Here is a 13,685-nt window from a genome sequence, read left to right as displayed (position 1 = left end):
TGAGGACTCCATCAGCCCCGCAGCCATACCCACCCACTGCGAACCCTGACCCGGGAACACGAACACCGGACGCGCCACACCATCAGCGACACCCCGCACCACACCCGGACCGGAACGACCCTCCATGAGCAGCGCGCCCAGGCCCGCCCGGAGCTCGTCCGAGTCCGCAGCGACGATCACCGCACGGTGCTCGAAGCGCGACCGGCTCACGGCCAGCGCGTGCGCGAGGTCCGGTACGGAGATTCCCGGCGCGTCCGCCACGGCCTGTCCCAGACGTGATGCCTGGTCCCGGAGCGCGCTCTCCGACTTCCCGGAGAGCACGAACGGCAGTGCGGTTCCGGCCGGAAGCCCGTCTCCGGCCGGCACCGTCTCGTCCTCCGGCGCCTGCTCGAGGATGACGTGCGCGTTCGTTCCACTGATCCCGAAGGACGAGACTCCCGCGCGCCTGGCCTCGCCCCTCTCCGGCCATGCCGTCGAGGCGGTCAGGAGTTCCACCGCGCCCGACGTCCAGTCCACCTGCGCGGACGGAGTGTCCACATGCAGGGTCCGGGGCAGAACCCCGTGCCGGATGGCCTGCACCATCTTGATGATGCCTGCTACGCCCGCCGCGGACTGCGAGTGCCCGATGTTCGACTTGACGGAGCCGAGAAGCAGGGGCCGGTCATCCGTCCGCTCCCGTCCGTAGGTCGCGAGCAGCGCCTGCGCCTCGATCGGGTCACCCAGCTTGGTACCCGTTCCGTGCGCCTCCACCGCGTCCACCTGGTCCGGGGACAACCCGGCATTCGCCAGCGCCTGCCGGATCACGCTCTGCTGCGAGGGGCCGTTCGGAGCCGTCAGTCCGTTCGACGCACCGTCCTGGTTGACCGCCGAGCCTCTCACCACCGCCAGCACCCGGTGTCCGTTGCGCCGCGCGTCGGAGAGCCGCTCGACGAGCACCATGCCGGCACCCTCCGACCACCCCGTACCGTCTGCCGTGTCGGCGAAGGCCTTGCACCGGCCGTCCGCCGCCAGACCACGCTGACGGGAGAACTCGGCGAAGATCCCCGGGTTCGTCAGCACCGTCACACCGCCGGCCAGCGCCATGGAGCATTCGCCCGAGCGCAGGGCCTGCGTCGCCAGGTGCAGGGCGACCAGCGAGGACGAGCACGCGGTGTCGACCGTGACGGCAGGGCCCTCGAAGCCGAACGTGTAGGAGACACGACCGGAGATGACACTGGTCGCGTTGCCGGTCAGCAGGTGCCCCTCGGTTCCCTCAGGCAGCCGCATCCCGGCCCCGTAGCTGGACGAGGCCGTTCCCGCGAAGACTCCGATGTGGTCGCCACGGACCGACACGGGGTCGATCCCGGCGTGCTCGAACGCCTCCCATGAGATCTCCAGCAGCAGCCGCTGCTGCGGGTCCATGGCCACGGCTTCCCTGGGCGAGATCCCGAAGAAGGCCGGGTCGAATTCCGCCACGTCGTAGAGGAATCCGCCCTCCAGCGTCGTAGAGGTGCCGTCCTCGCCACCTGCCGCGTAGAGGCTCTCCAGGTCCCATCCACGGTCGGTGGGGAAACCGGATATCCCGTCCCCTCCCGTGGAGACCAGCCGCCACAGGTCGTCGGCGCTCGCCACCCCGCCCGCGTACCGGCAGCTCATGCCGACGATCGCGATCGGGTCGTCGTCCACCGACGGAGCCTTCGGAAGGGCGACCGGGGCCTCGGGCTGTGTGCCCAGGACCTCGCCGAGCACGAAGTCGGAAAGGGCCGCCGGAGTGGGGTAGTCGAAGATCAGTGTCGCGGGGAGCCGGAGACCGGTGACCGCGTCCAGCCGATTACGCAGTTCCACGGCGGTCAGGGAGTCGAAGCCCAGGTCCTTGAACGGCCGGCTGACACCCACCGTCTCGGTCCCGCTGTGGCCGAGGACCGCGGCGACCTGGGTGCGCACCACGTCCAGCAGGGCGGCTCCGCGCTCCTCCCGGGTCAGGCCCGCGAGCTTCTGCAGCAGTTTCAGCGATCCGGCTGCGGATCCGGCCCTGCGGCGTGAGCTCGTGCGGACCAGGCCGCGGAACACTCCTGCGAGCGCCCCGACAGCGGCTTGTGCGCGCAGGGCCACCAGGTCCAGGTGCACGGGCACGAGCGTCGCGTGATCACCGGTGAGCGCCGTGTCGAGGAGTGCCAGCCCCTCGCCGGCCGTCAGGGGGAGCACTCCTGAACGGCTCATCCTGCTCGTGTCGCCGTCGTGCAGGCGTCCGACCATGCCGTCGGCGAGATCCCACGGGCCCCAGGCCAGCGACGTGGCAGCCAGCCCGCGGCCGGCGCGGTGCAGGGCCAGCGCGTCGAGGAAGGCGTTCGCTGCCGCGTAGTTGCCCTGGCCGAGGGAACCGAAGGTGCCGGCGACCGAGGAGAACAGGACGAACATCGACAGGTCCAGCTGCTCGGTGAGCTCGTGAAGGTGTACGGCCGCGTCGACCTTGGGGCGCAGTACGGTGTCCAGCCGCTCCGCGGTCAGCGAGGAGACGACACCGTCGTCGACGACACCGGCCGCGTGCACCACGCCCGTCAGGGGGCGGTCGGCCGGGATCGAGGCGAGAACCGCGGCAAGCTGCCGCCGGTCGGCTGCGTCGCAGGCGGCCAGTGCCACCTCGGCGCCGGCCGCCCTCAACTCGGCGGCGAGATCGGCGGCGCCCGGCGCGTCAGGGCCGCGACGGCTGGTCAGCACCAGGCTGCGGACACCGTGCCGGGCCACGAGGTGCCGTGCGACCAGGGCGCCGAGGGCGCCTGTCGCGCCGGTGACGAGAACGGTCCCGTGCGGCGCTGCGTCTGCTGTTTCCGTTGCTTCTGCTGTCTCCGGGAGTCGTGCCGGCCGGACCAGCCGGGGTACGAGAGCGCGGCCCTCACGGATCGCGACCTGCGGTTCGCCGCCCGACAGCGTGGCGGCCAGTGCCTCGGTCGATGCGGTGTGGTCGTCGAGGTCGATGAGCAGAAGCCGGCCGGGGTTCTCGGACTGTGCCGACCGTACGAGTCCCCAGGCTGCGGCACCCGCCAGGTCGTCGGGTCCGCCGTCTCCGACGGCGACCGCTCCCTGGGTCACGACGGCCAGGGCGGCTTCCGCGAACCGGTCGTCGCTCAGCCACGTCTGTACGGTCTCGAGGACCGCGTGACCGGTGGTGTGCGTACGGGAGGCCAGATCGCCGTCGGCGACCTCCGGGACGTAGAAGACGACGTCGGGTATCCGGTCGAGCTCGGACAGGTCGGCGTACGCCGGTATGCCGAGCGGAGCGAGCGCGCCCGGCTCTCCCAGGAGGGCCCAGGCGCCCATGGGGGCCTCGGCCGGCAGCTTCACCGGCGCCCATTCCAGGGCGAAGAGTGAGTCCCGTTCACCGGAGTCGGTCCTGAGCTGTTCGGGCGTCACCGGTGTCAGCACCACGGACTCCGCCGCGGCCACCGGCTCGCCGGCCTCGTCGGCCATGATGACGGCGAAGCCTTGCTCTGCCGGACGGATCAGCACCCGCAGGGCCTTCGCGCCCACTGCTGACAGGGTCACGCCGGACCAGGTGGACGGCAGGCCACCGTCGAGCGGGTGGCAGGCTGCGGCCAGCAGGGCCGGATGCAGACCGAACCCCTGGGTGTCCGTGTCCTCGTCGAGTGCGATGTCGGCGAACACTTCGTCGCCTCGGCGCCATGCGGCCCGTACTCCACGGAACGCGGAGCCGTAGTCGTAACCGGCGTCGGCCAGATCGTCGTACACGCTCTGCACGGACACCGGGGCGGCGTCCGTCGGCGGCCACTCCGCGAAGACCGCTGTCGCAGCAGGGACGTCCGCAGCGGAGGCCAGTACGCCGGAGGCGTGCAGGGTCCATTCCGTGTCCGGGCCACCTGCCGTGAGGCGCGCGTGGACCTCCACCGTGCGGCGCCCGGTGCCGTCGTCCCCGGCGATGACCAGCTGGACACCGACCGACGCGTGCTCGGGGAGGACGAGCGGTGCGCGTACGGTCATCGATTCCAGGAGGTCCGCGCCGAACCGTTCGCCCGCGTGGAGCGCAAGCTCGACGAAAGCCGTGCTCGGGACGACGACGGAACCGAGCACCATGTGGTCACCGAGCCAGGGGTGTGACTCCACCGACAGCCGCCCGGTGAAGAGGAACCCGTCGGAACCGGCCAGCCGTACGCCGGCCCCCAGCAGGGGGTGATCGGAACGGCCCATACCGGCAGCCGCCATGTCCCCCGGAGGAGCGGACGGCGCCGTGAGCCAGTACTGCTCGTGCTGGAAGGCGTAGGTGGGCAGGTCGATACGGCGGGCGCCGGTGCCGGCGAAGTACGCCGTCCAGTCGACGGACTTCCCGCGTACGTGGAGCTCGGCGAGGGCGGTGACCAGGGTGGTCGCCTCGTCGCGGTCCTTGCGCAGCACGGGGGCGAAGGCCGCGTCCTCGACGCAGTCCAGGCCCATCGCGGACAGGACACCGTCCGGGCCCAGCTCCAGGAACGTATCCACGCCCTGGTCCTTCAGGGCGCGCATGCCGTCGACGAAGCGGACCGCCTCACGGACATGGCGCACCCAGTAGTCCGCCGAGCACAGCTCGTCGCCGGTCACTACCTGGCCGGTCACGTTGGAGACGAGGGCGATCTCGGGCCGGTGGAAGGTAAGCCCCTCGGCGATTGTGCGGAACTCCTCCAGCATGGCGTCCATGCGCGGCGAGTGGAACGCGTGACTCACCCGCAGGCGCTTGGTCTTATGGCCCTCCGCCTCGAAATGCGCCGCGATGGCGAGAACTGCGTCCTCGTCACCGGAGACCACCGTGGCGGACGGTCCGTTGAGCGCGGCGATGGACACGTTCTCGGTCAGCAGCGGCAGGACCTCGTCCTCGGACGCCTGGAGGGAGACCATCGCGCCGCCCACCGGCAGTGCCTGCATCAACCGGCCTCGGGCAGCCACCAGCCGCGCCGCGTCCTCCAGCGACAACACCCCCGCCACATGCGCGGCCGACAGTTCACCGATCGAGTGTCCGAGCAGATAGTCGGGCTTGACACCCCACGCCGACACGAGCCGGTACAAAGCCACTTCGAGCGCGAACAGCCCCGCCTGCGTGAACTGCGTCTGGTCCAGCAGCTCACCACCCTCGAACACGACCTCACGGACCGGCCGGTCCAGATGCCGGTCCAGCTCCGCGCACACTGCGTCGAACACGTCCGCGAACACCGGATAGGACGCGTACAGCTCACGGCCCATACCGGAGCGCTGGGCGCCCTGCCCTGAGAACAGCACACCCGTACGCCCCGGAGTCACCGACCCCGCGACCGTCCGGTCACCCACGACCACCGCACGGTGCTCCAGCATCGCTCGCGTCGTCACCGACGAGAACCCGACATCCACCGGATCCCGGCCCTCGGCGAACGCGCACAACCGCTCCACCTGCGCGTCGAGCGCCCCGGCCGTCTTCGCCGACGCCACCCACGGCACGACCGGCACCGCGACAGGCGCGGAGGACTCGACCACCTCCGCCTGCGGGGCCTGCTCCAGGATCACATGCGCGTTCGTCCCACTGATCCCGAACGACGACACCGCGGCACGCCGGGCCTCGCCCGTCTCCGGCCACGCCACCGGCTCCGTCAGCAGCTCCACCGCACCCGCAGACCAGTCGACGTGGGACGTCGGCTCGTCCACGTGGAGGGTGCGGGGCAGCAGCCCGTACCTCATGGCCTGCACCATCTTGATCACACCGGCCACACCGGCGGCGGCCTGGGTGTGACCGATGTTCGACTTGACCGACCCCAGGAGCAGCGGCCGGTCCTCCGGCCTCTCCTGTCCATAGGTCGCGAGCAGGGCCTGCGCCTCGATCGGGTCACCCAGCCGCGTGCCCGTGCCATGGGCGTCGACGGCGTCGACGTCCCCGGCGGCGACACCCGCGTTCGCCAGGGCCTGGCGGATGACTCGCTGCTGCGACGGGCCGTTGGGCGCGGTCAGGCCGTTGGACGCACCGTCCTGGTTCACCGCTGAACCGCGTACGACAGCGAGCACCCGGTGCCCGTTGCGCCGTGCGTCCGAGAGCCGTTCCACCAGGACCATGCCGGCGCCCTCGGACCACCCCGTACCGTCCGCCGCGTCGGCGAACGGCTTGCAGCGGCCGTCCGGTGCCAGACCGCGCTGTCGGCTGAACTCTATGAAGATGCCCGGGTCGGCCATGATCGTGACGCCGCCGGCCAGTGCCATGGTGCACTCGCCCTGGCGCAGGGCCTGTACCGCGAGGTGCAGGGCCACCAGCGAGGAGGAGCACGCCGTGTCCACCGTGACGGCGGGGCCCTCGAGGCCGAAGGTGTACGACACCCGGCCTGACACCACGCTGGTCGCGCTGCCGGTCAGGGCGTTGCCTTCGAAGCCCTCGGGCATCTGCGCTCCGGCGCCGTAGGCGGAGGACGACGCGCCGGCGAACACACCGGTGGCGCTCCCGCGCACGTCGGCGGGGTCGATGCCCGCGGATTCGAACGTCTCCCAGGCGGTCTCCAGCAGCAGGCGCTGCTGGGGGTCCATTCCCAGGGCCTCGCGCGGTGAGATACCGAAGAAGCCGGGGTCGAAGGCGCCGGCGCCTGACAGGAAACCACCTTCGCGGACGGTGGTCAGCTGTTCGGCGCCGCCCTCCGTCTCCGGAGCGTGCAGCCGGTCCGCGTGCCAGCCACGGTCGTCGGGGAACCCCGTGATGGCGTCGCCGTCGTCGAGGAGCAGCCGCCACAGGTCGTCGGGCGAGTTCACGTCACCGGGGAAGCGGCAGCTCATGCCGACGATCGCTATCGGGTCGTCGTCCGCACCGGTGGGTAGCGGGCTCGCGTCGTCCGTTACGACGCCACCCATGATCTCGGTCAGCAGGAAGGCGGCGAGGGCCGCGGGAGTGGGGTAGTCGAAGACCAGGGTCGCCGGGAGTCGGAGACCGGTCGCGGCGTTCAGCCGGTTACGCAGCTCCACCGCCGTCAGCGAGTCGACTCCCAGCTCCTTGAACTGCTTGTCGCCGTCCACCGTTTCGGCTCCGGCGTGGCCGAGTACCGAGGCTGCCTGGGTCCGTACGAGGTCCAGCAGTTCCCGGTCACGCTCCTGCGGCGCGAGTCCGTCGAGGCGCTCACCGAGGGTGGACGCGCCCGGCGCGACGGCTGCCGGCGCCCGGCGTCGGCCGGAGGTGCGGACCAGTCCGCGGAACACTCCGGGCAGCGCGCCCGCGGCGGCCTGTACCTGGAGGGCCGGGAGATCGAGGTTCACCGGCACCAGCGCGGCCCGTGGCGAGGCCAGCGCGGCGTCGAGGAGGGCGAGTCCGTGCTCGTCCGCGAGCGGCAGGACACCGGAGCGCACCATGCGGTCCACGTCCGAGCCGTCGAGTCGTCCGAGCATGCCGTCCGTGGTGGCCCAGGGGCCCCAGGCCAGCGAGGTCGCCACCAGCCCCGCGCTGCGCCGCTGCTGGGCGAGGCCGTCGAGGAAGGCGTTGGCCGACGCGTAGTTCGCCTGACCGGGTCCGCCGAAGACGCCGGCCACCGAGGAGAACGTGACGAACATCGACAGGTCGAGTCCCGCGGTGAGTTCGTGCAGGTGGACCGCGCCGTCCACCTTGGGGCGCAGTACGGCGTCGAGGCGCTCCCGTGTCATGGACGACACCACACCGTCGTCGAGGACTCCTGCGGCGTGCACCACACCGGTCAGCGGCCGGTCCTCGGGCACAGCGGCCAGGACGGCCGCCAGCTGATCACGGTCGGTGACGTCGCAGGCGGCCAGGACGACCTCGGCTCCGGCCTCGGTCAGCTCGGCGGCCAGCGTGGCGGCACCGGCCGCCGAGGCTCCGCGGCGGCCCGTCAGTACGAGGCTGCGGACGCCGTGTTCAGCCACCAGGTGGCGTGCCACCAGTCCACCGAGGGCACCGGTGGCTCCGGTCACCAGGACTGTTCCGTGACGCTCCACGGGTTCGGGCACGGTCAGGACGACCTTGCCGACGTGACGGGCCTTGGCGAGGAAGCGGAACGCCTCCTGCGCCTGCCTCACATCCCAGGTCCGGATCGGCAGCGGCTTGAGCGCGCCGCTGTCGAAGAGCGCGAGGACCTCGGCCATCAGCTGACCGATCCGCTCGGGGCCGGCCTCGATCAGGTCGAAGGCCTGGTAGGCGACGCCCGGGTGGGCCGCGGCGATCTCCTCCGCGTCGCGGATGTCGGTCTTGCCCATCTCCATGAACCGGCCGCCACGCGGCAGCAGGCGCAGTGACGCGTCCACGAACTCCCGGGCGAGGGAGTCCAGGACGACGTCCACTCCTCGGCCCTCGGTGACCTCGAGGAACTGCCGTTCGAAGTCGAGTGTGCGGGAGGAGGCGATGTGCGCGTCGTCGAGTCCGAGCGAGCGCACCACGTCCCACTTGCCGCTGCTCGCGGTGCCGAAGACCTCGGCACCGAGGTGCTGGGCGAGCTGCACGGCGGCCATGCCGACACCACCTGCGGCGGCGTGTACGAGGACCGACTCGCCGGGCTGCAGCCGGCCCAGGTCCACGAGTGCGTAGTAGGCGGTCATGAAGACCACCGGAGCCGATGCCGCTTCGGTGAAGGACCAGCCGTCCGGGATGCGGGCCAGGGTTCGGCGGTCCGTGACCGCCACCGGCCCGAAAGCGCCGGAGAACAGGCCCATCACCCGGTCGCCCGGCTGTAGGCCGGTGACTCCGGGACCGGTCTCCAGGACGACACCGGCGCCCTCGATCCCCATGGTCGCGTCACCGGGGTAGACGCCGAGCGCGATGAGGACGTCCCGGAAGTTCAGACCTGCGGCACGCATGCCGACCCGTACGGCTCCCGGGGCCAGTGGCCCGGCGACGTCGGGGCAGCCGGCGAGCGCGAGGTTCTCGAAGGTGCCCTTCTGCGTGATGTCCAGCCGCCACGGGGTGTCACCGGAGGGCGGTACGAGGGACTCCCCTGCCGCAGCGCGGCCCAGCCGGGGCACGAACACGTCACCGGCCCGGATGGCGAGCTGTGGCTCGCCCGTGGCCAGTGCGGGGAGGAGCGCGTCGTGGGAGTCGTCGAGGTCCACGAGGACCAGTCGGCCCGGGTTCTCGGACTGCGCCGAGCGGATCAGGCCCCAGGCAGCGGCTCCGGCCAGGTCGGACAGCGCGTCCTCACCCCGGGGCACGACGGCACCGTGGGTCGCGACCACCAGCAGTGCGTCGGCGAAGCGGGGATCGGCCAGCCATTCCTGGACCAGCGCGAGCAGCTCGTGCACGCTCCGGCGCACGTCGGACGCCAGATCGTCACCGGCCTCCGCGCCGTGGTCGTCACCCGCCTTCGCGCCGTGCGTGACGAGGACGAGGTCGACGGCGGGGTCCACGGCTGCCAGATCCGCGTACGGCTCGGCCCCGAGGGCCTGCGGCCACCCCTCGCCGATCACGGCCCACCGTCGGGCGGGCCCGTCCGGCGACACGGGGACAGGCGTCCATTCGAGGTGGAACAGCGCGTCCTGATCCGCTCCGGACGCCGTCAGTTGCTCTGCGGTGACCGGACGCAGTACCAGCGATTCGACCCGGGCGACGGGGGAACCGGACCCGTCGGCGGCCAGGAGCCTGACGCCCGACCCCGTGGGGGTGATCCGCACCCGGAGCGTGGACGCGCCGACCGCGTACAGGGAGACGCCGGACCAGGCGAACGGCAGGCCGACCCCCGCAGCCTCGCCCGTGGACTCGCCGCCGGTGTTCAGTCCCATCGCGTGCAGGGCGGAGTCGAGCAGGGCGGGGTGCAGACCGAATCGCTCGGCCTCGGCACCGTCCGGCAGCGCCACCTCGGCGAAGACGTCCGCACCCCGGCGCCATGCCGCCCGCAGCCCCTGGAACACGGGGCCGTAGCCGTAGCCGTGCTCGGCAAGGGTCTCGTAGTAGCCGTCCACGGACACGGCGACGGCGTCGCGGGGCGGCCACTCGGCCAGCTCGGGAGTCCCGGCTTCGGCACCTGCCGGGGCCAGCAGACCGGCCGCGTGCTGCTGCCACGGGCGGGTGTCGTCCTCCCCTTCGGCAGAACGGGAGTACAGGGCGACGGGGCGCTTGCCTTCCGCGTCCTGCGCGCCCACCGTCAGCTGTACGGCCACTCCGCCCTGTTCGGGGAGCACCAACGGGCTCTGGAGGGTCAGCTCCTCGAGGAGACCGCAGCCGACGTGTTCGCCGGCCTGCAGGACGAGTTCGACGTAGGCGGTGCCCGGGAGCAGAACCGCGCCCAGCACGGCGTGGTCGCCGAGCCACGGATGTGTCTGCAGTGACAGCCGGCCCGTCATGATCAGTCCGTCCGCGTCGGCCCGCGTCATCGCCGCACCGAGCATCGGGTGCCCTACAGGACGCATTCCGAACGCGGATACGTCACCCATCCACCTCGCTGCGGCTGCGGGCCAGTAATGCTCGCGCTGGAAGGCGTAGGTGGGCAGGTCGACGCGGCGGGCGCCGGTGCCGGCGAAGTACGCCGTCCAGTCGACGGACTTCCCGCGCACGTGGAGCTCGGCGAGGGCGGTAACCAGGGTGGTCGCCTCGTCGCGGTCCCTGCGCAGCACGGGGGCGAACGCCGCGTCCTCGACGCAGTCCAGGCCCATCGCGGACAGGACACCGTCCGGGCCGAGCTCCAGGTACGTGCTCACGCCCTGGTCCTTCAAGGCGCGCATGCCGTCGACGAAGCGGACCGCCTCACGGACATGGCGCACCCAGTAGTCCGCCGAGCAGACCTCGTCGCCGGTCACGACCTGACCGGTCACATTGGACACGATGGCGATCTCGGGGCGACCGAAGGCAAGCCCCTCGGCGATCGTGCGGAACTCCTCCAGCATGGCATCCATGCGCGGCGAGTGGAACGCATGACTCACCCGCAGCCGCTTGGTCTTACGGCCCTCCGCCTCGAAGCGCGCCGCGATGGCGAGAACTGCGTCCTCGTCACCGGAAACCACTGTCGCGGACGGCCCGTTGAGCGCGGCGATGGAGACGCCGTCGGTCAGCAAGGGAAGGACTTCGTCCTCCGTCTCCTGGAGCGAGACCATCGCCCCATCCGCCGGCAACGCCTGCATAAGACGGCCCCGGGCCGCCACCAGCCGCGCCGCATCCTCCAGCGACAACACCCCGGCCACATGAGCGGCCGACAACTCACCGATCGAATGACCCAGCAGATAATCCGGCTTCACACCCCAGGCGGACACCAGACGGAACAGCGCCACCTCCAGGGCGAACAGCCCCGCCTGCGTGAACTGCGTCTGGTCCAGCAGTTCACCACCCTCGAACACGACCTCACGGACCGGCCGGTCCAGATGCCGGTCCAGCTCCGCGCACACCGCGTCGAACGCGTCCGCGAACACCGGATAGGACGCGTACAGCTCACGGCCCATACCCGACCGCTGCGCACCCTGACCCGAGAACAGCACAGCGGTCCGCCCAGGGGTGATCGCTCCCTCGACCATCCGGTCACCGATGACCACCGCACGGTGCTCCAGCAGGGCACGCGTCGTCACCAGCGAGAACCCGACATCCACCGGATCCCGGCCCTCGGCGAACGCCGAGAGCCGCTCCACCTGCGCCGAAAGGCTCGCCTCGGTCCTCGCCGAGACCGCCCACGGCACCACCGGCAGCGACCTGGCACGTGCTCCGTCCGACGTCTCCGCGTCAGGAGCCTGTTCCAGGATGATGTGGGCGTTGGTCCCGCTGATCCCGAACGACGACACACCCGCCCGACGTGCCTCGCCCGTCTCGGGCCAGGCAACCGGCTCGGTCAGCAGCTCGACGGCCCCCGCCGACCAGTCCACGTGGGACGAAGGCTCGTCCACGTGCAGCGTCTGCGGCAGCACTCCGTGCCGCATCGCCAGCACCATCTTGATGATTCCGGCCACGCCGGCCGCCGCCTGCGTGTGACCGATGTTCGACTTGACCGACCCGAGCAGCAGCGGCCGGTCGTCCGTGCGGTCCTGTCCGTAGGTCGCGAGCAGCGCCTGCGCCTCGATCGGGTCACCCAGCGTCGTACCCGTGCCGTGGGCCTCGACCACGTCCACCTGGGAGGCCGACAGACCGGAGGCGGCCAGCGCCTGCCGGATGACCCGCTGCTGGGACGGCCCGTTGGGCGCCGTCAGACCGTTGGACGCGCCGTCCTGGTTGACCGCCGAACCCCGCACGACCGCCAGGACCTCGTGACCGTTGCGCCGCGCGTCCGAGAGCCGCTCGACCAGCAGCATTCCCACGCCTTCGCCCCAGCCGGTGCCGTCCGCCGCTTCGGCGAAGGCCTTGCACCGGCCGTCCACTGCGAGACCGCCCTGCCGGGAGAACTCCACGAAGGCGCCTGGCATCGACATGACGGTCACACCACTGGCCAGGGCCATGGTGCACTCGCCCTTCCTCAGCGCCTGCGCTGCGAGGTGCAGGGCTACCAGGGACGAGGAGCACGCGGTGTCCACCGTCACCGCAGGGCCTTCCAGACCGAGGGTGTACGCGATGCGTCCGGACAGGACGCTGGCGGAGCTTCCGGTGGCGCCGTAGCCGACGACGGAGTCTCCCGCGCCGCCCAGGACGTAGCCGTAGTCCTGGCCGTTGGTTCCGGTGAACACTCCGACCCTGTCGCCCTTGAGGGAGGTCGGGTCGATGCCGGCTCGCTCGAACACCTCCCATGACGCCTCGAGAAGCAGTCGCTGCTGGGGGTCCATCGCCAGCGCCTCACGCGGTGAGATCCCGAAGAATCCGGGGTCGAACTGCGCGGCGTCGTGCAGGAACCCGCCCTCGGAGACGTACGAGGTGCCCACGTTCTCGGGGTCCGGGTCGTAGAGCGCGCCCACGTCCCAGTTGCGGTCCTCCGGGAAGCCGGAGATGCCGTCCCCCCCGGATTCGAGCAGAGCCCACAGCTCCTCGGGCGACGCGACGCCACCGGGGAACCGACAGCTCATGCCGACGATGACGATGGGGTCCTCGGCGTACTCCCCGGTCGCTGCGATCGTGTGGAGGCTCTCCGGCGTCTCGCCGAACACCTCCGTGCGGACATGGCCGGCGAGAGCCGTCGGCGTCGGATAGTCGAAGATCAGCGTGGAGGGGAGGGACAGACCTGTCGCCGCACTCAGCCGGTTGCGCAGCTCCACCGCGGTGAGCGAGTCGAAGCCGAGCTGCTGGAACGCACGGTCGGCGGGGACCTCGTCGGCGCTGCGGTGCCCCAGCACGGTCGCGGCCTCACGGCGGACGAGTTCGAGCAGTTCCGCGTCACGTTCCGGTGAGGAGAGACCTGCCAGGTGCTGCTTGAACGCGGAGCTCTCGTCGAGTCCTTCGGAACGGCTCTCGGCACGCTCAAGGATCTGCCGTACCTCGTGCAGACCGTCCAGGAGCGGGCTCGGCCGCACGGCCGTGAACGCGGGTGCGAAGCGTTCCCAGTCCACGTCGGCGACGGCCACGTGCACGTCGCCCTCGGCCAGTGCCCGGTGGAGTGCGGTGATCGCGGTGTCCGGCGCCATCGTGGGCAGTCCGCGCCTCCGCAGCTCGGCTTCGCCCGTCTCCTCGATCATCCCGCCCTGGCCCCAGGGGCCCCAGCTGATGGAGGTGGCGGTCAGGCCCCGGGCCCTGCGCCGCTCGGCCAGGGCGTCGAGATGGGCGTTGGCCGCCGCGTAGGCGCCGTGCCCGCCGCTGCCCCAGACGGCGCTGATCGACGAGAACAGTACGAACGCGTCGAGCTTCCGGTCACCGAAGACCGCGTCCAGGTTGTCCGCACCCG

At 71.5% G+C, this 13,685-nt stretch carries 1 protein-coding gene; it reads right to left on the bottom strand.

Annotation, left to right across the window (positions count from 1 at the left end; genetic code table 11):
* The coding region (locus ACHFIV_RS11230) for an SDR family NAD(P)-dependent oxidoreductase (protein WP_398966385.1) at positions 1-13,685 on the bottom strand (13,685 nt) is incomplete at both ends.

This window comes from Streptomyces sp. ALB3 (assembly GCF_044385685.1).
Classification (GTDB): domain Bacteria; phylum Actinomycetota; class Actinomycetes; order Streptomycetales; family Streptomycetaceae; genus Streptomyces.
The sequence above is the reverse complement of the archived record's forward strand: the minus strand, read 5'-3'. Positions and strand labels throughout refer to the sequence as shown.